We start from the raw sequence: 22,312 nt of genomic DNA, 5'->3' as shown, positions 1-22,312 counted from the left end.
GGCAGGTCCGTCGGGATAGACTGGCGCGATGCCGAGCGACGCAATTGTGCAACCTGTCACTGCAGAGTTGACCGGTCGCGAAGCGCGGTGGGAGCGACACAACTCCGAGCGTCAGAAACGGATACTCACCTCGGCGGTCGAACTGATCGAAGAGCGTGCGGCAGGTGCCGAGGTGTCCGTCCAGCAGATCGCCGATCGTGCCGGCCTCGCCAAGTCGGTGGTGTACCGCCAATTCAGCGGCCGAGACGACCTCGATCGACGAGTGCGAGCGTTTGTGCTCGGCCAATTTGCGGCGGCCCTGGATGCTTCGATGAGCATTTCGGTAGGCACTCTCGACCAGATCCTGACCCGAACCATCAGCGCCGTCGCCGAGTGGATCACCGAGCATCCGCGGATTCACGAGTTCATGGGTACCGGCCCCACCGACTACGACGACGAGAGCATCGACGCGATCAGCAGTCTGAAGGCCACAATCGCCGACTCCGCCCGCACCACTATCACCGAAGTCGGTCGATCCGTGGGGATCGACTCCTCACCCTTCGATTCACTACCGTTCGCAGTGGTGACAATGGTCGAGGGCACGCTCACCCACTGGGTCCGAAGCACCGATCCGAAACCGAGCCGCGAAGAGATCGTCGCCGACCTCGCGAAATACACCTGGTACATGTTCGACGGCGTTGCCCGCTCGAGCGGACTACAGATCGATCCCCATGTCGAATTGTCCACGCTCATAGCCGAGCTGGTGTCCTCCGACGGAGGAACTTCGCGGCCGGACTAGATCCGGGTCTTGTCGGAACGCTTCGGCTCGCCGCGGTAGCGGGCGTAGTCGCCGTCGATGCGCAGCTTTCGCCACGCAAGCTTCGACACCGGATTCATCAATCCGAGTTCGTCTGCCAGGGCTCGCATTTCGCCGAAGTAGTTACCCAGGATGCGGCGTGAATGCGGGCTCCCCCAGAAGGCGCTCTTCATCACCTCGTCCGGGATTCCGAATTCTTCGGCGAATTCCTTTGGCGGTGACATGATTTCACCCGCAAGCCAACGCATCGCGCCGGGGAAGGCGACCGATGTGATGGCTCGACTCGTACGACTGAGTCTGGGGACGTGATTGCGCAGGAACTCGTGAGCAAACGAGATGTGTCTCGCTTCTTCGGCGATGTGGATCTCCATGGTGCGGAGCATCGCCGGCGGCGTGTCCTTACCCTCACGGATGAGATCCTTCTGGAAGTGGTCGATCGGTTCTTCACCAGCCAGAATGCCGATGAAGAAGATGACCGGGAACTTTGCTCCCAGCACTCCGATGATCGGCGACAGTCGCCGGAACATCGGACGCATACCCGGCACGTCGATGTCCATGCGATTGACGAGTTCCTGGAACATCTGGATGTGATTGCACTCTTCGGTCATCTCGTGCAGGCAGTACCGGAACTCAGGCGACTGGTTGGGTAGCGCCATGATGTATTGCAGCATTCCCCGGATCAAGATGCTCTCGAAGGCCGAACCCACCTTGGTCACGTTCGCCTGACGCCACATTCCCATGGCGATTCGACGCTCCAACGACTGATCCTGGTACCACTGCGTCGCCCCGAGGGGGTCCGACACGGACGAGAGCACCCATCTCGGATCATGCGGATCGATCGCGAACTCTGGTGAATCCCAGTCGATGTCGAGATAGGGATCGAAACTGCGGGCAACTGAGCCCTCGGACAAAGTCTGCAGTACCTGGTGGTACGGCTTTTCCACTTCGATCGACGCTGACCGAGCCATCGGTGTCTCCTCACGGCCAGTCCGTCGATTGCAGTCGACGGACTTGAATGAGGTCAAACATAATGGGACACCGCGTCCCACGCAACCCCCTCGGGGGCCTATTTCAGGCCCGACGCAGCGGGATGATCTCGCGAACCTTCTCGTCCCGGAGATACAGTCCCGCCCACATGACGATTCCGGTGTAGACGGCAAACAGGGTCGTGCTCAGCAGAGGCTGTTCAGCTCGAAGGTTGGTCAACACCGCTCCCCCCAGGTAACCGGTGAGCAGAATCGCGCCGAGTATCGACGTTCGCGGAATCACGTACAGCGCAAGGCAGATCAGTTGCACCACCCCAGCCGTCAATGCCAGCGAGTCCGGCAACCCAAGTTCAGCCGACGCATCCTTGACTGTCTGAAGGTTGAGAATGTGGATGATGCCGTCGAAGAGCATGAAAACGACGAACAGCCCACTCAGGACGTATCCGAGCTTGCGAGCCGTGGCCGAAGGTGTCGTCGTCGTGGCGTTACCGGAAACAGTTTCGTTGTGGACGGGCTGGGTGGTCATCGGAATCTCCTGGGGCGAAGGCGAGCGGCCGGTTGCCACTTCGCTTGCAATTACGACTCCCGCGCGATCGAAAACTCATCGCGCCGGCCGTTACAACGCACCCGGCGTTCAGGACGATTCACCTCACGTGGTCTGATGGACGGTGACACGGGGTGCCGAAAAAGTCGGCTGAGATCAGACCCGATGAACCTGACCAGTTAGCACTGGCGGAGGGATGTCGACGTGACCGAACAGCAATTTCAGCGCGCATTGAACCTCGACGAGCAGATCGTTCTGATCACCGGTGGCGCCCGCGGGCTAGGCGCCGCACTGAGCCGAGCATTCTCCCGCTCGGGCGCCCGCGTAATCGTGAACTACAACAAGAGCCGCGATGCCGCCGAGGCCCTGGTCGCCGAACTGGGTGAGGATCGCACCTTCGCAGTCCAGGCGGACGTGACGGACCGCAGTTCCGTCGACCAGTTGTTCTCCGCTGCACGCGAGAGATTCGACGCACCGATCTCGACCGTGGTCGACAATGCACTGGTCGACTTCTCGTTCAACGGCGATGCACGGCCGAACGCGGACACGATCACCTGGGCCGACTTCGAGTCTCAACTACGCGGAGCTGTTGCCGGAACACTCAATACCACCCAGGCAGCGCTACCAGGCATGCGCGAACTCGGCTTCGGCCGAATCATCACTGTCGGAACCAATCTGGTCCAGAATCCGGTAGTTCCGTACCACGACTACACCGCTGCCAAGGCCGCACTGTTGGCACTGACACGGACGCTGTCCGCCGACCTCGGTCCGGACGGGATCACAGTCAACATGGTCTCCGGCGGCTTGCTCCGCACCACCGATGCGAGTGCCGCGACACCGGAAGCCGTGTTCGACATGATCGCGGCAAGCACTCCCCTGCGCCGAGTCACGACGCCGGACGAATTTGCCGACGCTGCACTCTTTTTCGCCTCACCATGGTCACGGGCCGTGACCGGCCAGAACCTGGTTGTCGACGGCGGACTCGTCAAGAACTGATGGGCGCACAGCTGCGGATAGGTGCGTTCCTGCTCGGTTGCGGACATCACAGTGCGGCATGGCGTCATCGCGACTCACCGGTCGAAAGTCTCGGCGACATCACGTATTACGAGTCGCTCGCCCAGATCGCCGAACGCGGCAAGCTGGACGCCGTCTTCTTCGCTGACGGTCACAGTGTTCGCGAACCCGAGTCGGGTGCGTCGTGGTTTCTCGAGCCGATCACCGCATTGACTGCCATGGCACGAGCGACAGCGGACATCGGCCTGGTGACCACCATTTCCACCACTTTCTACACGCCGTTTCACGCGGCGCGACTGTTGGCCTCGCTCGACCACATCAGCGGCGGACGGGCCGGCTGGAACGTCGTGACCTCGATGTTCGACCAGGAGGCGCGCAACCACGGACTCGAGGCGATGCCCGATCACGCATCCCGATACGAACGAGCCGACGAATTTGTCGAAGTGGCCCTCGCATTGTGGGATTCATGGTCGGAAGACGCGCTGATTCTCGACCGGTCGGGGCGTTTTGCCGACGCAAACAGGATTTCTCGAATCGATCACGACGGCAAACATTTTCGGGTGGACGGGCCGTTGACGGTTCCGCGCTCCCCGCAAGGCCGGCCGGTGTTGTTCCAGGCCGGGGCCTCCGAGCAGGGCCGCGATCTGGCGGCGCGTCGCGCCGAGGCAATCTATTCGGTTGCCTACGACTTACCCAGCGCACAGGCCTACTACGCGGACGTGAAATCGAGAATCGAGCGAGCCGGCCGGGATTCGAACTCTGTCGCCGTGATGCCGGGACTGGTCACCTACGTCGGCAGCACCGTCGCCGAGGCCAGGGCGAAGAAGGCCGAACTCGATCTCCTGCTGCCCACCGAACAGTCGATACGCCAACTCTCGTTGTTCACCGGACAGGATTGCGAGAACTGGGATCTCGACGGGCCCGTGCCCCCGTTGCCTCCACTCGAAGCGTTCACAGGGCCGCAGGGACGCTACGCCACTATTTTGCGGATCGTCGAGAAGGACGCACCGACTGTGCGGGAGCTCCTCGGGACGCTCGCTGCGGGTGGTGGTCACGCAACGATGATCGGAACACCGGAGTCGATTGCCGACGAGATGGGATCCTGGTTGAACGGCCGCGGTGCCGACGGTTTCAATCTGATGCCGCCGACCTATCCGCAGGGTCTGGAAGATTTTGTCGATCACGTGATTCCGGTGCTGCAGGCGCGTGGGTTGTTCCGTCGCGAATACGAGGGAGCGACTCTGCGAGAAAACCTCACCTAGTCCGGCAGTAGCGGCACCGACAGGTCCGGATCGCGTCCCAGGAGCACTCCCCTCGTGAGGGCCGCGGAGCCGAACTTCTTCCGGACACTGTCCATTGCCGAGTCGAGGGCGGCAGTGTCCGGACCCGCGAATCCTGGACCGTCGAAGGGCAATTCGAGTTGTTCGGCGCCGTCCCGATCCAGGTTGGAGACAGCGACACCGATCAACGTGATGCCCTTGTCCGCGATCATCGGTATCGCTTCGTCCAGCAGCACCATCGAGGCGCTCAGCAATTCCGCTGTGTCGGCGGTGGACCGGCGCAGCGTGTGAGATCGAGTTGCCCGCGTGAAATCCGCGAAGCGGAGCCGGAGCGTGACCGTGCGCCCCGTCCGCTGCGCCGAACGCATGCGTCGACTGACACGGTCGACAAGGGACATCAACGACGCATCGAGTTCTGCGCGGGGATGGGATCCGCGACCCAGCGCATGCTGAGCACCCATCGAACTGCGGCCACGATAGGCGCGGACGGGGCGCGGATCTCGATTGTGTGAGAGTGCGTAGAGATGGCGACCGGCGCCGCCCCCGAGAATCGAGACGATCGAGGATTCGTCGTGCCGAGCGATGTCACCCACCGTCACGATGTCGAAGTTTCGCAGCTTCTGGGCCGTGATCTTGCCGACGCCCCACAGCTTCTCGACCGGCAAGGGATGCAGGAACTCGGTCTCGCCCTCCGGCGGCACTCGCAGCAATCCGTCGGGTTTCGCGAATGCACTGGCGACCTTGGCCAGGAACTTGGTGCGTGCGATTCCGACCGTGATCGGTAGTCCGACCTGCTCGGCCACATCGCGTCTGAGGTTGGCTCCGATCTGCAGCGGGTTTCCCACGATCTTGGCGAGCCCGCCGACCTCGAGAAAGGCCTCGTCTATGGAGATTCCTTCGACCAGCGGCGACGTGTCGTGAAAGACGTCGAACACGTCTTTGCTCGCCTGCGAGTACGCCGACATTCGCGGAGGGACGACTATCGCCTGAGGACACAGTGATCGGGCCTGACCACCGCTCATGGCTGTGCGAACCCCGAACGCCTTGGCCTCGTAGCTTGCCGCCAAGACCACCCCACCACCGACGATGACCGGCCTGCCGGCCAGAGTCGGGTCGTCGCGTTGCTCGACTGATGCGTAGAACGAATCGAGGTCCGCATGCAGGATTGTTGCGTCACCTGTGGACCGACTACCGCCAGAATGATTACCGCCGGAACGAGCACCGCCAGGGTGATTACCTGGCGTTTCTTGATCCAGCGGTTCATGCGACACGAACATATGTTCCCATGCGCCACCGACACAATGAAAGGCCGCAAATAGATTCCATGGAATTAATCACGAATCGGGCGTACGGTGAGAAAATGATTCCACGGAATGCATATCGGTTCGGAGTCTGCTCGTGACCAGATCAGCCCTGAGCAGGCACTTCGACAACCTCGTCCGCTTCGAAACCGAACTGTGGACGGCCGTCGACCAGCGACTCCGAATCGAGCACGACCTGCCACTGAGTCGATTCGAGCCGATGCAGATCATCGACAGGCTCGGCTCCTGTCGGGTCTTCGACATCGCCGAGGCCCTCGCGATCACCGTCGGTGGCACGAGCAAGCTGGTGGATCGAATCGAAGCGGCTGGACACTGCCGTCGAAAATCCAATCCCACCGACAAACGATCCTCACTCATCGAGTTGACTCCCGAGGGCAATGAGCTGTTGCGGCGGGCGAAGGCAACGTTCGACGGCGAATTGGAGCGCCGTCTCGGTTCCGTGCTGACGCCCGACGCTCTCGATCGATTCGGCGCCACACTGGCCACGCTGCGTGAAGCCAATCGAAACCTGACACCGACCACGAAGGAAAAAGCATGACCGACACAATGCGCGCAATCGTGCTCGACGCCCCCGGCCCGCCAGAAGCATTGACTATCAAAGTGATTCCGATACCCGTGCCGATTGCGGGCTGGGTACTGGTCCGGGTGAAGGCTTTCGGCCTCAATCGATCCGAACTTCACACCCGCCTCGGCCTCGCCGAAGGCGTGACATTCCCGAGGGTGCTGGGCATCGAGGCCGTCGGCGAAGTGGTGAACTGCCCCGGCGGGGAGCTCACCGAAGGCCGGCAAGTCGCCGCCATGATGGGTGGGATGGGGAGGACGTTCGACGGCGGTTATGCCGAGTACACGTGCGTTCCCGTCAGTCAGGTCGTTCCCTTCTCGAGCGAACTGGACTGGTCGACAGTGGGAGCTGTTCCCGAGATGCTGCAGACGTCCTACGGCTCGCTGACGGTAGGACTGGACGCGAAATCCGGTCAATCCCTGTTGATCCGGGGAGGAACCTCCTCGGTCGGCATGGCAACCGCAGTCCTGGCGAAGCAGTGGGGACTCACTGTCCTTGCGACCACCCGAGATGCGAACAAAGCGTCGTCGTTGACCGCGATCGGGGTTGACCACGTTATCGTCGACGACGGTGCTGTGGCCGGCCAGGTTCGAGACATCCTCCCGGGCGGTGTTGATCTGGCCCTCGAATTGGTCGGAACACCAACACTTCCCGACACGTTGCGCGCGACCCGCGTTCACGGCACCGTGTGTTTCACGGGAATGCTGTCCAACGAGTGGACAGTCAAAGACTTTTATCCGATCGACTACATTCCACGCGGAGTGCGATTGACCTCGTACGGTGGGGACGCGTCCGACCTGCCTGCCGGCGTACTGCAAGACTTCCTCTCCGCTGTGGCGTCAGGCGAGGCGGTGGTACCGATCGACGAGGTGTTCGCGTTCGAGGACATCGCGCGAGCACATGCCAAGATGGAAGCCGGTACGGCACGTGGCAAATTGGTAGTTGTGCTCTGACCTGGCTTCTCACACCACGAATCGATAACCCATTCCTGCCTCGGTGATCAGATGCTTGGGGTTCGCCGGGTCATCCTCGAGCTTCCGACGAAGTTGAGCCAGGTAGACACGTAGATAGTGGGTCTCGGTGTCGTACGCCGGTCCCCACACTTCCCGAAGCAACTCCTTCTGCCCGACCAGCTTTCCGCGGTTGCGCACAAGCATCTCGAGCATGCCCCACTCGGTCGGAGTCAGGTGCACCTGTTCACCGCGCCGACTCACTGTTTTCGCAGCCAAGTCCACCGTGAAGGACGCGGTCTCGACCGACGGTTCCGAAGTGTCCGCCGCGGAGGTTCCCCGCCTCGCCGCAGCGCGCACGCGGGCCAGAAACTCGTCCATCCCGAAGGGCTTGGTGACGTAGTCGTCCGCACCGGCGTCGAGAGCCTCGACCTTGTCCGCGGAATCCGTGCGCGCCGACAGCACGATGACCGGCGCCGTGCACCAGCCACGCAGGCCGGCAAGCACTTCGGTGCCGTCCATGTCGGGCAGTCCGAGATCGAGTACCACGACGTCCGGTGGACGCTCGGCAGCAGCCCGCAAGGCACCGGCGCCCGTCGACGCGGTCACCACCTCGTACCCGCGCACCGAAAGATTGATACGCAGAGCTCGCAGAATCTGCGGTTCGTCGTCCACTACCAGGATTCGACTCATGATCCATTCCCATTCGTACCGGCCGCAGCCAACTCCACGATCATCGTCAATCCCCCACCAGGTGTGTCTGTGGCGCTGACCGTTCCGCCCATCGCATCGACAAATCCGCGCACCACGGAAAGTCCGAGGCCCACTCCGCCGGTGTTGTCGCGATCTCCCATCCGTTGGAACGGCTGGAACATCGTTTCGGCCTCACCTCGCGGAACACCTGGGCCCGTATCGGCAACACTGATCACCACACGATCACCGAGTTGCGCCGCCCCGACGCGCACCGGGGTTTCTCCCCCGTAGCGCAGAGCGTTGTCGACGATGTTCGCAATCACCCGCTCGAGCAGACCTTGATCTGCCTGCACTGCAACGGTACCCACGTCGACGACTACACTTCGAGCCCGCGAATCCGAGCGTCCACCGATGCCGAGGCCCAGCAACGCGCGGTGAACCACCTCGTCCAGATACACCGGCCGCAGCGTGGGTTTCACCACCCCGGCGGCAAGTCGGGACGAGTCGAGCAAGTTCCCGACCAGCGCCGTCAACTGATCCGCCGACTCCTCGATGGTTGCCAACAATTCAGCGGTGTCTTCGGGCGAGAACTCGATGTCGTCGCTGCGCAGACTCGACACCGCCGCCTTCACTCCGGCGAGAGGCGTTCGCAGGTCATGGCTTACCGCTGACAGCAGGGCTCGACGCAGTTGATCAGCCTCGGTGAGCGCGGCAGCCTTGCTCGCCTCGACTGTCAGTTTCTCCTGGCGGATCATCCCAACTGCTTGGTGAGCCACCACCGTCAGCACTCGTCGATCCCGCGCACTCAGGTCGGGCCCAGCCAACAACAGCGCGTATTCCCCGTCGTTGACCTCACAGACCGTATCCGCTTCGTCGTCCGTGGTCGGCGGCTGCGTACCCACGGCGGCGATGACTCCGTCGTCGTGATGAATGACGGAAACCCCTCGCTGGCGATAGATTTCGAGTGCCTTCGACAGAAGTGTCGACAGATCCGCTCCGCGGAGAACTGATCCCGCGAACAGTGTGAGCAGTTCGGCTTCCTCGGATGCGCGCTTCGCCTCGCGGGCGCGCTTTGCTGCGGCGTCGACCAGAACGGCAACTGCCACAGCCACGATCAACAGCACGACAGTGGTGATGAAGTTGTCAGGTTCGGCGATGGTGAAGCTGTACCGCGGATCGGTGAAGAAGTAATTGAGCAGCAGTCCCGAGATCAGGGCCGACAATATCGCCGGGCCGACGCCGCCGAGGAGGGCGACCAGAACGACCACGACGAAGAACAGCGCGTTCTCGCCGTTGACCCCGGAGATTCGGTCGACGAGACCCATGATCGCGGCCGCGAGCGAAGGCACGACGATCGCCGCAATCCACGACAGGACCCGGCGCTCCGAGCGCCCCAGCACCGAAATGCGTCGTCGCGCCGTCGCTTCCTCGTGCGTGACCATGTGAACGTCGATACCACCGGACTGCTGAACCACCGCAGCGCCGATCCCCTCGTCGAGGATGCGAGCCAGGCGGGAACGCCGCGACGTTCCCAGCACCAACTGTGTGGCGTTCTCCTCACGCGCGAACTCGAGGAGCGTCGACGGTACGTCGTCACCGACAACAGTGTGAAGCGTGGCGCCGACTCCGACAGCCAACGCGCGCACCTTGCCCATCTCGGGGGCCGAGACACCGGTGAGTCCGTCACCGCGTACGACGTGGACCACCATCAGCTCGGCGCTCGACTTCGACGCGATTCGAGATGCGCGTCGTACCAGGGTTTCCGACTCCGGTCCCCCGGTCACGGCAACGACGACACGCTCGCGCGCTTCCCAGGTATCGGTGATCTTGTTCTCGGCCCGGTATTTCGCCAGTGCGGCGTCCACCTGATCGGCCACCCACAGCAGTGCCAGTTCGCGTAGCGCCGTGAGGTTTCCGCGTCTGAAGTAATTGCCCAAGGCCGCATCGACCCGTTCCGGTGAATACACGTTTCCGTGAGAAAGTCTGCGGCGCAGCGCCTCCGGGGTGATGTCGACCAGCTCGACCTGCGCCGCACTACGCACTACCGCGTCCGGAACCGTCTCCTGCTGAACCACGCCGGTGATGTGCGCGACAACGTCGTTGAGGCTTTCGAGGTGTTGCACGTTGACCGTGGACAGAACGTCGATCCCGGCTTCGAGCAGTTCCTGTACGTCCTGCCAGCGCTTGTGATTCTTGCTCCCTGGCGTGTTGGTATGTGCCAACTCGTCCACCAGGACAAGGGCCGGACGCCGAGCCAACACGGCCTCGACGTCCAGTTCCGGCATCCGTGTTCCGCGATAATCCACCAGCTTGGGCGGCACTGTTTCGAGGTCTCCGATCTGCGCCGCGGTGCGGGCGCGGCCGTGTGTCTCCACGACGGCCGCGACCACGTCACAGCCACGATCTCGACGCCGATGAGCCTCACCGAGCATCGCGAAGGTCTTTCCGACGCCAGGCGCAGCGCCGAGGTAGATACGCAATTCACCACGTTTGCGTGCCCTACCGAAAGATTGACCGACCTTCTCCGAAGAACTCACGTGACAATCATCCACCAGTCGTCGGTGCAGCACACGTAGGTGCCGTCAATCCGAGTGCCAGGTTCAATTCCAGGACGTTGACTCGCTCGGCTCCTAGAAATCCGAGTTGCCGACCGTCGGTGTGCTCGGCCACCAAGTCCCGCACCTGGTCTTCCGAGATGCCGTTGTTCGCCGCCACCCTCGCGACCTGCAGTTCGGCGTACGCCGGACTGATGTGGGGATCGATACCCGAGCCCGAACCGGTGACTGCGTCGACGGGAACCGATGCAGGGTCGACACCTTCACGTGCCGCGATGGCTGCCCGGCGCTCGATGACGAATCCGGCCAGAATCTCGCTGCTCGGCCCCTGGTTGGACGGCAGTGCCGCAGCGGGATCACCGGTGGCAAACGGATCCTCGTCCGAAACGGATCCGACAACACGATTGTGGAAGAACGGGTCCTGCTGCCCTTCGGCGACCTGCGGATCGACACCCACCCAGGCACTGCCGACCACGCAACCGGCGGCATCGGTGACCGGTGAGCCTTCGGCAGATCCGGAGCTGATCCGGCTGACACCCCACACCGCGGCGGGATAGACCACACCGAGAACGACGGTGAGCGCGAGCAATACGAGCAAACCCGCCCACACCTGTTTGGCAAAACCGATAGTGAAACGCATGTCAGGTCACCCAATTCCAGGAATCAAACGTACGACGAGATCGATCAACCAGATACCGACGAACGGTGTGATCACACCGCCGAGACCGTAGACGAGCAGGTTACGTCCGAGCAACTGCGATGCCGTCGACGGTCGGTATCGAACACCCTTGAGTGCCAACGGAATCAAACCGATGATCACCAAGGCGTTGAAGATCACGGCCGAGACGATCGCCGATTCGGGGGTGGCGAGACGCATGATGTTCAACGCGTCCAGCTGCGGGTAGATGCCGCTGAACAAGGCCGGCAGGATTGCGAAATACTTCGCCAGGTCGTTCGCCAACGAGAATGTGGTCAACGCGCCGCGGGTGATCAGCAATTGCTTGCCGATTTCCACCACCTCGATCAGCTTGGTGGGATCGGAGTCGAGATCGACCATGTTCCCGGCCTCTTTGGCTGCCGAGGTTCCCGTGTTCATCGCGACCCCGACATCGGCCTGGGCAAGGGCGGGAGCATCATTGGTCCCGTCACCGGTCATCGCGACGAGACGTCCGCCTTCCTGTTCCTTCCGGATCAGGGCCAGTTTGTCTTCCGGGGTGGCCTCCGCCATGAAGTCGTCGACGCCCGCCTCGTCGGCAATCGCCTTCGCGGTCAACGGATTGTCGCCGGTGATCATGATCGTGCGAATACCCATCGCCCGGAGTTCGGCGAACCTGTCAGCCATTCCCGGCTTGACGACGTCGGACAACGCGATCACGCCGAGGATCGAGGTACTCTCACCATGCTTGACGGCAACTACCAGCGGCGTTCCGCCCGCTTGGGCGATGTCGCCCACGGTGTCGGTCACCGCGCTCTCCGCGTGTCCACCGCCACTGACGACCCAGTTCATCACCGCATCTGCTGCACCCTTTCGGATTTGGCGTCCGGAGTGGTCGAGTCCGCTCATCCGGGTTTGTGCCGTGAACGGAACGAACTCTGCGCGTTCCTCGTCCAGCGTCGGCTCGGCAGCGAGACCGAACTCCGCTGCGCACAGCTCGACGATGCTCCGTCCCTCGGGAGTTCCGTCGGCCAGGCTCGACAAGCGAGCTGCCGCAGCAAGATCGTCGGCGGATACACCGGGCGCCGGATGGAGTGCGGTGGCCCGGCGGTTACCGAAAGTGATGGTTCCGGTCTTGTCCATCAACAGGGTGTCGATGTCGCCCGCAGCTTCCACCGCGCGCCCCGACATCGCGAGAACGTTGCGCTGGACGAGGCGGTCCATGCCCGCGATACCGATCGCCGAGAGCAGCGCTCCGATGGTCGTCGGGATCAGGCAGACGAGAAGTGCGATCAGCTTAATCGGATCCTGCTCGTGCCCCGCGTACAAGCCCATCGGGCCGATGGCTACGACGGCGAGGAGGAAGATGACGGTCAACGACGCGAGCAGGATGTTGAGCGCAATCTCGTTGGGTGTCTTCTGACGTGAAGCACCCTCGACGAGCGCGATCATCCGGTCCACGAACGAACTGCCCGGTGCTGCGGTGATTTCCACGACGATGCGGTCCGAGAGAACCGTCGTACCACCGGTGACGGCGCACCGGTCACCACCGGATTCACGGACCACCGGCGCGGATTCACCGGTGATCGCCGATTCGTCTACGGAGGCAATACCTTCGACCACGTCGCCGTCGCCGGGGATGACCTCGCCGGCAACCACTATCACCCGATCGCCGACCACCAGTTCGGTGCCGGAAACCGATTCGATCGCACCGCTCATCGTGATCCGATGTGCTGTGGTGTCCTGCTTCACCTTTCGCAGGCTCGCCGCCTGCGCCTTGCCGCGCCCTTCGGCCACGGATTCGGCGAGGTTCGCGAAGATCACCGTGAACCAGAGCCACAGGGTGATCACCCAGGAGAACACCGAGGGATCGGCGATCGCCATGACAGTGGTGATGACGGAACCGACGAACACCACGAACATGACCGGGTTGCGGGCGAGGTGGCGTGGGTCGAGTTTGCGCACGGCCCCCGGCAACGCGGTGATCATCTGCCGCGGGTTGAAAACGCCTGCGTGTACTTGACGGGACTGCCCTGGATCAACCTTGTCGGCAGCGTCTTGCGCTACCACGGGTTTCTCACTGATACGCACGGTCATTGAAGAGCCTCCGCTAGCGGGCCCAGCGCGAGGGCCGGGAAGAATGTAAGTGCAGCAACAAGAACGACGGTGCCGGTCAACAAACCCGTGAACATCGGTCCGGACGTCGGGAGGGTGCCGGCCGTCGGCGCCACCTTCTTCTGCGAGGCAAGAGCACCGGCCAAAGCGAGAACGAAGATGATCGGCAGGAATCGGCCGAGAAGCATGCAGATTCCGAGAGACGACTGGAACCAGTCGCTGGTGACCGTCAGACCGCCGAAGGCGCTGCCGTTGTTGTTCGAGGCGGAGGCGAAGGCGTAAAGCACCTCACTGAACCCGTGGATCGATCCCGGCGTACCCGGATCTCCCCCATTGCCTTGATAACCGGTGGTCGAACCGAGGATGACGGTGATGGCGGTACCGATCAAGACCAGCGCGGGCATGACCAGAATCGACAGCGCCGCAAGGGTGATCTCGCGTCGACCCAACTTCTTGCCGAGATATTCGGGCGTGCGACCGACCAGCAGTCCGCCGACGAACACTGCGATCAATGCCAGCACAAGAATCCCGTAGAGGCCGGTTCCGACTCCACCTGGCGCAATTTCGCCGAGCAACATGTTGAGCAGGACCGCGCCGCCGCCGAGGGGGGACATGCTGTCGTGGGCCGAGTTCACCGCGCCCGTCGACGTTCCCGTGGTCGCCACCGCGAACAACGCCGATCCGGGGATTCCGAAGCGAACTTCCTTGCCCTCCATCATCGAACCAGCTGCTGTGGCGGCAACACCGCGTGCGCCGGATTCGGCAGCGAGCGTGACTGCGAGCAGCCCGCTCCACAGGATTCCCATCACTGCCAGCAGGGTGAGGCCTTGCCTACGATCCCCGACGAGAGTTCCGAACGTTCGGGTGAGGCAGACCGGAATCAACAGGATCGCCAGGATCTCGACGACATTGCTCAACGGGGTGGGGTTCTCGAACGGGTGCGCCGAGTTGGCAGCCAAGATCCCGCCACCGTTGGTGCCGAGTTCCTTGATCGCTTCCTGGGACGCGACGGGGGCCAGTGCATTGGTGACCGCATTGCCGTCGAGGCCGGTGGAGGCGAAACCGCTGTGGAACGACTGGATCACTCCCTGGCTCAACAGGATCAGGGCGATCACGAAGGAGAACGGGAGGAGGATGCGCAGAGAACCACGCGTCAGATCGACCCAGAAGTTGCCGATCTCGCCGCCCCTGGCCACCCGAATGAAGCCGCGAACCAATGCGATGGCCACCGCCATGCCGACCGCTGCCGAGACGAAGTTCTGCACCGCCAGACCGACGGGCTGAACGAAGTTGCTCATCGTCGTTTCCGGCGTGTACGACTGCCAGTTGGTGTTCGCCACAAACGAAATCGCGGTGTTGAACGCTACGGCAGGACTGACCCCGGACAGACCGTCACTCAGCGGCAGTACTCCCTGAATCCGTTGCAGGAAGTACAGGAACAATGCGCTGGCCAGCGAGAATCCGAGAACGCTTGCGGCGTAGCCGTACCACGTCTGCTCGGCCCTGGAGTCGATCCGACCGACGCGGTAGATCACACTCTCGACCCGAAGATCTCGCGTCGACGAGTAAACACGCGCCATGTAGTCGCCCACCGGAACGTAGGCGATTGCCAGAACGACGAGGACAAAAGCGATCTGCAGGCCGGCTGCAAGAGCGGGCGACATCAGAACCTCTCAGGATCTACGAGTGCAACGAGCAGGTAAATGACCAATGCCGCGGCGACGGCGATCAGAACCACGCTGACCACACCGGCAACCGTCATTTGGGAGCGCTCGCCTGTAGGGCGCGCAGTACCAGCGCGCACACGAGAAAACCGCCGAGAATCAGAGCAACGTAGGCCAGATCGGCCATGAGCTTCCCTCTTCGAAATCTTTTGCCGTGCTGCTGTGCATCGCAGCCATGACGCGCGGTCGCCCTCGACCGGATGCGCTCTCTCAGCTTCGACCTCCGGAAAGGCCGATTCCGCGTCTCTGACGATCCGCTTACGCACTGACCTGGCGTCTTGACGCGATCTTGACGCGAAACCGAAGTTCACTAATACTGAAACAAGTTACTGTTCGTTCGAACGAACAGTTTTGCGAAGGGAACCTGATGACTTCTCGAACCGACCACGATCTCGCCCCCGGTCTTGTCGACCAGGTTGCGAGTCTGGCCTCGGGCGCCACCTCGTCCGTCGCGGCCACGGAGGCAACGCTGAGCCGGATCGAGGCCACTCAGCCTCACCTCAATGCGTTCAAGATCGTGCGGCGCGAGAAGGCACTCGAGGAAGCTGCCGAGGCCGACAGGCGTCTCGCACTCGGCGAGCGCCTACCTCTTCTCGGCGTGCCGATCGCAGTGAAGGACGACGTCGACATCACCGGCGAACCCACCGCCTTCGGTTGCCCTGGCGATTTCCCGGCCAAGACCGAGGACTCGGAGATGGTTCGACGCCTCCGCGACGCCGGCGCAGTGATCGTGGGCAAAACCAACAGCCCGGAATTGGGTCAGTGGCCCCTTACGAGCGGTTCAGCCTTCGGTTACACGCGCAATCCGTGGTCGCGCCACCACACTCCAGGCGGATCGTCGGGCGGCACCGCCGCGGCCGTCGCCGCCGGATTGGTCAGCGCCGGAATCGGTTCCGACGGTGCCGGTTCCATCCGAATCCCTGCGGCCTGGACCAACCTCGTCGGAATCAAACCGCAGCGCGGGCGCATCTCCACCTGGCCCGACGCCGAAGCGTTCTACGGCCTGACGGTCAACGGCCCGCTCGCTCGCACCGTCGCCGACGCGGCACTGCTGCTCGACGTCGCTGCCGGCAACCATGACGGCGACCTCCACAAGCCGACACCGGTCACCGTCAGCGACGCGGTGGGACGCGACCCCGGAAAACTGAAAATCGCGCTTTCCCTTCGCAATCCGTTCACCGCCACTCCCGTGAAGCTGGACCCGGAAGTGCGCCTGGCCGTGCATTCGATCGCCGACACGCTGCGGGAGCTCGGACACCACGTCGTCGTCGACGATCCCGCATACGGCCTGATCTTCGGCCTGAACTTTCTGCCCCGCTCACTCGTCGGGGTCCACGACTGGCTCGGACGCGTTCCCGACCCGACACTGGTCGATGCCAGAACACGCGGAAATGCCCAGAACGGCAAGCTACTTCGCGGCGCACCTCTGCGCGCGGCCCGCGCGGCCGAGCCACGGATGCGAAAGCGGATCGGAGCGATCTTCGACACCTACGACGTCGTCCTGGCACCCACGACGGCAACTCCACCGATCATGGCGACCGCGATCGACGGCATCGGTGGCTGGGACACAGACAAGGTCATGACCGGCGCCTGCCCGTACGCGTGGCCGTGGAACGTCCTCGGCTGGCCCTCGGTCAACGTACCGGCCGGATTCAGCAACACCGGCCTTCCCATCGGTGCGCAGTTGATGGGCAACGAGAACACCGAACCTCTGTTGGTCTCCCTCGCTTCACAATTGGAATCGGTCCTGCGTTGGGATCAGGTCCGCCCCGAGCCGTGGTGGTGACTCGATGAGTAACCGGGACGTCCGCGCGCGAATACTCGACGCCGTTCTGCACGTCGTCGGTACCGACGGCATCCCGGGTGTGAGCAACCGGCGCATCGCCGCGCAGGCCGGCGTCTCACTCGGATCGATCACGTATCACTTCGCCAGCCAGTCGGACATGCTCCGCGCTGCTCTGTCTCGTTTCGTGACAGACGAGACGACGCGCCTGCGCGCCTTGGCCGAGGAGTACCGCGACAAAGGTCTGAGCGTCGAGGACGCCGCGGCAATAGCCGAAAAGGTGACGCGAGATCTTTCGTTCTCGGCCGAGCGGATCGCGCCGTTCGAGATGTACATCGCCGCCGGGCGCGACCACGAACTCCACGAAGTCGCCGTCGAATGCTTCGCCGCCTACGACGATTTGACCGTCACGATTCTGACGGCACTCGGTGTACCTGATCCGGAGTCGATTGCATCGACGCTCGTCGCCGTCATCACCGGCCTCCAACTCCGACGCCTGGCCACCGGCGTCGACGAGCAGGACATCGGCGCGGCGATCCTCAGGGTCCTCCGGCCCTAGAAGCCCAGCCGGCCGAGCTGCTTCGGGTCGCGCTGCCAGTCCTTGGCGACCTTGACGTGCAGCTCCAGGAAGATCCGCACACCGAGCAGCTTCTCGATCTGCAGGCGCGCACTGGTACCGACTTCCCGCAGACGCGCCCCGCCCTTACCGATGACGATGCCCTTCTGACTGGGCCGCTCGACGTAGAGCAACGCATGCACGTCGAGCATCTCGCCCTGCTTCTCGGTGCGACCCTCACGCGGGATGACCTCCTCGATCACCACAGCCAGAGAGTGCGGCAATTCTTCGCCGAGCCCCTCGAGCGCAGCCTCACGGATCAGTTCGGCCATGAGCACCTCTTCGGGCTCGTCCGTCAATTCGCCGTCCGGGTAGAAGGCCGGGCCCTCGTCCATCAGACCGGCGAGGACGTCGACCAGGATCTCGACCTGTTCACCCGACTTCGCGGACACCGGAACGACCTCGGATTCGGGGCCGAGCAGGGTGGACAGCGCGAGCAACTGCTTTCCGACGGCGTCGCGGCTGACCTTGTCGATCTTGGTCACGATGCCGACAAGCTTGGTCTTGGGCGCCATCTGACGGACCTGCTGCACGATCCAGCGGTCTCCGGGCCCGATGGCCTCGTCAGCCGGGATGCACAGGCAGATGACGTCGACCTCGGAGTACGTGTCGCGAACCAGGTCATTGAGGCGCTGCCCGAGCAAAGTGCGGGGCTTGTGCAGTCCAGGGGTGTCCACCAGGATCAGCTGCGCATGCTCGCGGTGAACGATGCCGCGAATCGTGTGGCGCGTCGTCTGCGGGCGCGAGGACGTGATCGCGATCTTGCTGCCGACCAACGCGTTGGTCAGCGTGGACTTGCCCGTATTGGGTCGACCCACGAAACACACGAAGCCTGACCGGAATTCGTTCTTTCTCATAACTGCTCCTCGCTGAACTCTCGCTCAGTCATCGGTGTCTTCTGTCTCTTCGTCTTCGGACGGCGGGATGCGCTGCACGAACACCGTGCTGATGCGTACCCGGCCTCGGCCCGTATTGGTTCCCTCGCCGCGCAGGATCAAACCGTCGTACTCCACTTCGGAACCGGGAAGTGGCACTCGGCCGAGTACGTATCCGATCAGCCCGCCGACGGTCTCCACCTCGTCGAGTTCGAGTTCGAGATCGAACAATTCACCGAGGTCTTCGATGGGAAGTCTCGCGGATACGCGGAACATTCCGTCACCGAGATCCTCGATGGGCGGCGTCTCGTCCTCGTCGTATTCGTCGGCGATCTCACCGACGATCTCTTCGATGACGTCCTCGATCGTGACGAGCCCGGCGATTCCGCCGTACTCGTCGACGAGTATCGCCATGTGGTTGCGGTCGCGCTGCATCTCGGCCAGCAAGCTGTCGAGCGGCTTCGAGTCGGGAACGAAGACGGCGGGCCGCATGACGTCGCAGACGTTGACGTTCCGGCCGCCGTCGGGCAGGTGGTAGGTCTGCTTGACCAGATCCTTGAGGTAGACGACACCGAGCACGTCGTCGACGTTCTCCCCGATGACCGGCAGGCGCGAGTGACCACTGCGGACGGCCAACGACGTCGCCTGCCCGGCATTCTTGTCGTTCTCGATCCACACCATGTCGGTGCGCGGCACCATCACCTCGCGTGCCGACGTGTCTCCGAGCTCGAAGACGGACTGGATCATTCGGCGTTCTTCGTCGGCCACGACGCCACGTTCCTGCGCCATGTCCACGAGTTCACGCAACTCGATTTCCGACGCGAACGGGCCGTTGCGGAAGCCCTTACCCGGGGTCAATGCGTTACCCACGAGGATCAGGACGCGACTGATCGGCCCGAGCAGAACCCCGATCCACAGCAGTGGCAGCGACGCGGCCATCGCGATGGAGTACGCATGTTGGCGCCCAAGCGTTCTCGGTCCGACGCCGATGACCACGTACGAGACGAGAACCATGATCACCGCGGTGACGGTCAGTGCCCAGCCCAGCGAGAGGACGTCGATCAGGCCGCCCACGAGTACGACGGTGGCCGTGATCTCGCACAAAATGCGAAGCAGGACCATCAGATTCACGTATCGCGGACGATCGGTCAGGATGCGTTGCACTCGCGCGGCGCCGGCTCGCTCTTCCTTTGCCATCTCGTCGATCCGCGCCGACGAAATGGTGTTGAGCGCCGAGTCGACGGCCGCGAACACACCACCGACCGGGACAAGAGCAATCGCCAGAACAAAGAGCGCTATGGCGCTACTCACTACAGAACCCCCGGATAACTGTTATCGGTCCACTCCGTCGACGAAACCGGTCTTACCGAGCAGCTTCTGATCGCGTTCGGCCAGTGCTGCTTCGCGGTCGATACGGCGAAGGTCTTCGTACCACTCTTCGAGGAGGCTGTTCTGCAAGCCGAACATCTCCTTCTCCTCTTCCGGCTCCGCATGGTCGTAGCCGAGAAGGTGCAACACACCGTGGACGGTCAGGAGGGCAAGTTCGTGAGCCAGTGAATGCCCGGCCTTGTCAGCCTGATCCGCGGCAAAAGACGGACACAGCACGATGTCGCCGAGCATCGACGGCCCCGGCTCGGGGGAATCGGGACGGCCACCCGGCTCGAGTTCGTCCATCGGGAACGACATGACGTCGGTCGGACCCGGCAGGTCCATCCAGCGAACGTGCAGATCCGCCATCGTCGCGGAGTCGACGAGAACCATCGACAGCTCGGCCGCCGGATGGACATCCATCCGAGCGATCACGAAACGGGCAACGCTGATCAACTCCGGTTCGGAGATGTCCATGCCCGATTCGTTCGAGACCTCGATGCTCATGTGCGACGCTCTTTCCTGGGAAAAGTAGGGGTTGATGCGTCGCTCAGCCTACCGTCGCGGTGAATGAGCATGTGCAGCGCGGCGCTGCGCCCGGTTTCCGACCGCCAACTCGCCGGACCGATCCGATTCGTGACGCTCGTAAGCGTCGACGATGTGAGAGACCAGCCGATGACGTACGACGTCGCTGCTGTCCAGAGTGGCGAAATGAATATCGTCGATCCCGGTGAGGATTTCGGATGCCGCGCGCAGACCCGAACGGGCCCCGCCCGGCAGATCGACCTGGGTCACGTCTCCGGTGACCACGATCTTGGAACCGAACCCGAGGCGGGTCAGGAACATCTTCATCTGCTCGGCCGTGGTGTTCTGCGCTTCGTCCAAGATGATGAAGGCGTCGTTGAGCGTCCGGCCACGCATGTAGGCGAGCGGAGCGACCTCGATGACTCCGGCCTGCATCAACTTCGGAATCGCCTCGGGATCCATCATGTCGTGCAATGCGTCGTGCAGCGGGCGGAGATACGGATCGATCTTCTCGTGCAGCGTGCCGGGCAGAAAGCCCAGTCGCTCCCCGGCCTCGACTGCCGGCCTGGTCAAGATGATCCGAGAGACCTGCTTGGCCTGCAACGCCTGAACGGCCTTGGCCATGGCGAGGTAGGTCTTGCCGGTACCGGCCGGGCCGACTCCGAACACGATGGTGTTCTCGTCGATGGCGTCGACGTAGCGTTTCTGGTTGAGGGTCTTCGGCCGAATCGTCTTGCCCCGACGCGAAAGAATGTCGAGGGAGAGCACCTCGGCCGGAGACTCGCCGACCTCGTTGGTGAGCATGCCGATGGTTCGTCGAACAGCGTCCGGGGCAATGGGCTGCCCTCGACCGGCCAGCGACGCCAATTCACTGAACACACGTTCTGCCAGCGCCACGTCTGCAGCCGTCCCCGACAAGGAGATGGTTCCGCCACGTACATGAATGTCGGCACGAAGCTCACGTTCGATCGCGGTGAGATTCTCGTCCGTCGCCCCCAGGACTTGACGCACGGTCTCCGGCGCCAGATCCATACTCGAACGGACGGTGCGCTCTGCGGGCAGAGCGCGCTCGGTGATGGTGGTTACACGGTTCCCGTCGAGTTCACTGTGTTCACTCACGTGGTGAATATGGCCTGCTTTCTGGTCCGATCAGCCCACTCGACTCGTGAGCCTCGATACTTCGAAGTCTAGCGCCAGAGTCGGACACGGCCCACTTGTTAATCGTCCCGGCCTAATCCTCGCGGCGACCGGACGGCAGCGATTCGCGGATCCACTCCGACGCTTCGGCGACGATCTCGGAGCTTCTGTCCGGACTGATACCCGCGATGACCAGGCACACGGCGGCAAAGGATTCGCCCGAGTCCGTGATGAGCCCACTGTTGGCCTGATCGAACAAAGTGATCGTGATCGCCTCGGTCATCGCTACCAGAGTCTCGGCCGGCAGGTATTTCGAGAAGGTTCCGTCACGCTGACCGCGCTCGACGACGCTGATACTCACGGCACGCGCGGGCTCCATCAGATCGAGAATCCGCTGCTCCCCCAACTCTTTGCGAGCAAAGCTGAGCAGCATCCGGAAGCGATCACCGACCGGCCATGACAGCAATGCCAGTACGGCAGTCGCCAGATCCGGGCGCTCGGGCGGCTCGCCGGCTTGGCTCAGCGCAGCTACGAGATCGGTCGACGCCTCGTCCACGATGCCGTTGATCAGCGCCTCTCGGCTGTCGAAGTGCGCGTACACGGTTCGCCTGACCACACCGGCGGCCTTTGCGACGTCGTCCATGCTCGCATCCGGATCAGCAGCGAACGCCGTGATCGCCGCCTCGATGATGCGATTGCGATTGGCCGCGGCCTGACTACGACGCTGCCGTCCGCCCGATTCGGCAGTTCCCGAAACGACTGTGCCCGAATGCGTCAACGCGCGTTCCACCTCTTTCGACTGCCCAACTGTG

General features: G+C 62.9%; 21 protein-coding genes and 1 riboswitch. Of the genes, 7 read left to right on the top strand and 14 right to left on the bottom strand.

Annotation, left to right across the window (positions count from 1 at the left end; translation table 11 throughout):
• The first annotated feature begins 28 nt into the window (after positions 1-28).
• Positions 29-778, top strand: coding sequence for a TetR/AcrR family transcriptional regulator (locus ACN50D_RS28585; protein WP_003944575.1), 750 nt, complete (start codon positions 29-31; stop codon positions 776-778).
• On the opposite strand, the gene ACN50D_RS28580 is transcribed toward ACN50D_RS28585, so the two are convergent.
• A complete protein-coding gene (locus tag ACN50D_RS28580) occupies positions 775-1,764 on the bottom strand; it encodes an AurF N-oxygenase family protein (protein WP_211921214.1) in 990 nt (329 codons plus the stop codon). The two genes, ACN50D_RS28585 and ACN50D_RS28580, sit on opposite strands and share 4 nt — an antisense overlap.
• A gap of 103 nt (positions 1,765-1,867) precedes the next feature.
• A complete protein-coding gene (locus tag ACN50D_RS28575; RefSeq protein ID WP_003944516.1) occupies positions 1,868-2,308 on the bottom strand; it encodes a DoxX family protein in 441 nt (146 codons plus the stop codon).
• 138 nt (positions 2,309-2,446) lie between these two features.
• Positions 2,447-2,540, top strand: a riboswitch (TPP riboswitch).
• Between the two features lie 17 nt (positions 2,541-2,557).
• Here ACN50D_RS28575 and ACN50D_RS28570 point away from each other — a divergent pair.
• Positions 2,558-3,322, top strand: a complete 765-nt coding sequence (locus ACN50D_RS28570) for a 3-oxoacyl-ACP reductase (protein ID WP_007731086.1) — start codon at positions 2,558-2,560, stop codon at positions 3,320-3,322.
• Complete coding sequence (locus tag ACN50D_RS28565) at positions 3,322-4,602, top strand: LLM class flavin-dependent oxidoreductase (RefSeq protein ID WP_007731085.1); 1,281 nt, start codon at positions 3,322-3,324, stop codon at positions 4,600-4,602. Before ACN50D_RS28570 ends, ACN50D_RS28565 begins: the two co-directional genes overlap by 1 nt.
• On the opposite strand, the gene dinB is transcribed toward ACN50D_RS28565, so the two are convergent.
• Complete coding sequence (gene dinB / locus ACN50D_RS28560; protein ID WP_007731083.1) at positions 4,599-5,897, bottom strand: DNA polymerase IV; 1,299 nt, start codon at positions 5,895-5,897, stop codon at positions 4,599-4,601. The two genes, ACN50D_RS28565 and dinB, sit on opposite strands and share 4 nt — an antisense overlap.
• Positions 5,898-6,018: 121 nt before the next feature.
• On the opposite strand from dinB, the gene ACN50D_RS28555 reads away from it, so the two are divergent.
• Entirely contained in the window at positions 6,019-6,480 is a 462-nt protein-coding gene (locus ACN50D_RS28555) for a MarR family winged helix-turn-helix transcriptional regulator (protein ID WP_007731082.1), read from the top strand.
• A complete protein-coding gene (locus tag ACN50D_RS28550) occupies positions 6,477-7,457 on the top strand; it encodes a zinc-binding alcohol dehydrogenase family protein (RefSeq protein WP_042924097.1) in 981 nt (326 codons plus the stop codon). The genes ACN50D_RS28555 and ACN50D_RS28550 overlap by 4 nt, the downstream gene beginning before the upstream one ends.
• Before the next feature lie 9 nt (positions 7,458-7,466).
• Here ACN50D_RS28550 and ACN50D_RS28545 read toward each other — a convergent pair whose 3' ends face one another.
• From ACN50D_RS28545 to kdpF, 6 genes are read right to left on the bottom strand one after another with little or no spacing between them, the layout of a single operon-like run.
• A complete protein-coding gene (locus ACN50D_RS28545; protein WP_003944545.1) occupies positions 7,467-8,147 on the bottom strand; it encodes a response regulator in 681 nt (226 codons plus the stop codon).
• The gene (locus tag ACN50D_RS28540) at positions 8,144-10,684 is read right to left on the bottom strand and encodes a sensor histidine kinase (protein WP_158170118.1); all 2,541 of its coding nucleotides are present in this window, start codon (positions 10,682-10,684) and stop codon (positions 8,144-8,146) included. Before ACN50D_RS28540 ends, ACN50D_RS28545 begins: the two co-directional genes overlap by 4 nt.
• A gap of 7 nt (positions 10,685-10,691) precedes the next feature.
• Complete coding sequence (locus ACN50D_RS28535) at positions 10,692-11,342, bottom strand: potassium-transporting ATPase subunit C (RefSeq protein ID WP_007731080.1); 651 nt, start codon at positions 11,340-11,342, stop codon at positions 10,692-10,694.
• A gap of 6 nt (positions 11,343-11,348) precedes the next feature.
• A complete protein-coding gene (gene kdpB / locus ACN50D_RS28530) occupies positions 11,349-13,454 on the bottom strand; it encodes a potassium-transporting ATPase subunit KdpB (protein WP_007731079.1) in 2,106 nt (701 codons plus the stop codon).
• Positions 13,451-15,136, bottom strand: coding sequence for a potassium-transporting ATPase subunit KdpA (gene kdpA, locus ACN50D_RS28525; protein WP_003944472.1), 1,686 nt, complete (start codon positions 15,134-15,136; stop codon positions 13,451-13,453). Before kdpA ends, kdpB begins: the two co-directional genes overlap by 4 nt.
• Positions 15,136-15,234 carry a K(+)-transporting ATPase subunit F gene (gene kdpF, locus ACN50D_RS28520; protein ID WP_007731078.1) on the bottom strand — a complete coding sequence of 33 codons (99 nt, stop codon included), beginning with the start codon at positions 15,232-15,234 and terminating at the stop codon, positions 15,136-15,138. The genes kdpA and kdpF overlap by 1 nt, the downstream gene beginning before the upstream one ends.
• 329 nt (positions 15,235-15,563) lie before the next feature.
• On the opposite strand from kdpF, the gene ACN50D_RS28515 reads away from it, so the two are divergent.
• Positions 15,564-16,982 carry an amidase gene (locus tag ACN50D_RS28515; RefSeq protein WP_007731074.1) on the top strand — a complete coding sequence of 473 codons (1,419 nt, stop codon included), beginning with the start codon at positions 15,564-15,566 and terminating at the stop codon, positions 16,980-16,982.
• Between the two features lie 4 nt (positions 16,983-16,986).
• Entirely contained in the window at positions 16,987-17,538 is a 552-nt protein-coding gene (locus tag ACN50D_RS28510) for a TetR/AcrR family transcriptional regulator (RefSeq protein ID WP_003944561.1), read from the top strand.
• Here ACN50D_RS28510 and era read toward each other — a convergent pair.
• From era to ACN50D_RS28485, 5 genes are all read right to left on the bottom strand, one after another.
• Positions 17,535-18,452 carry a GTPase Era gene (gene era, locus ACN50D_RS28505; protein ID WP_211921215.1) on the bottom strand — a complete coding sequence of 306 codons (918 nt, stop codon included), beginning with the start codon at positions 18,450-18,452 and terminating at the stop codon, positions 17,535-17,537. The two genes, ACN50D_RS28510 and era, sit on opposite strands and share 4 nt — an antisense overlap.
• Positions 18,453-18,476: 24 nt before the next feature.
• Positions 18,477-19,781, bottom strand: coding sequence for a hemolysin family protein (locus ACN50D_RS28500; protein ID WP_003944509.1), 1,305 nt, complete (start codon positions 19,779-19,781; stop codon positions 18,477-18,479).
• A gap of 21 nt (positions 19,782-19,802) precedes the next feature.
• Positions 19,803-20,345, bottom strand: coding sequence for an rRNA maturation RNase YbeY (ybeY, locus tag ACN50D_RS28495; protein WP_003944525.1), 543 nt, complete (start codon positions 20,343-20,345; stop codon positions 19,803-19,805).
• A gap of 48 nt (positions 20,346-20,393) precedes the next feature.
• On the bottom strand, positions 20,394-21,482 hold the full coding sequence (locus ACN50D_RS28490; RefSeq protein WP_054826182.1) for a PhoH family protein: 1,089 nt from the start codon (positions 21,480-21,482) through the stop codon (positions 20,394-20,396).
• A 112-nt stretch (positions 21,483-21,594) separates the two neighbouring features.
• Positions 21,595-22,290, bottom strand: a complete 696-nt coding sequence (locus tag ACN50D_RS28485; protein WP_007731067.1) for a TetR/AcrR family transcriptional regulator — start codon at positions 22,288-22,290, stop codon at positions 21,595-21,597.
• Positions 22,291-22,312: the final 22 nt, after the last annotated feature.

Origin of the sequence: Rhodococcus sp. SB1D (assembly GCF_048573875.1) — a bacterium.
Lineage (GTDB): Bacteria > Actinomycetota > Actinomycetes > Mycobacteriales > Mycobacteriaceae > Rhodococcus_F > Rhodococcus_F qingshengii.
The sequence above is the reverse complement of the archived record's forward strand: the minus strand, read 5'-3'. Positions and strand labels throughout refer to the sequence as shown.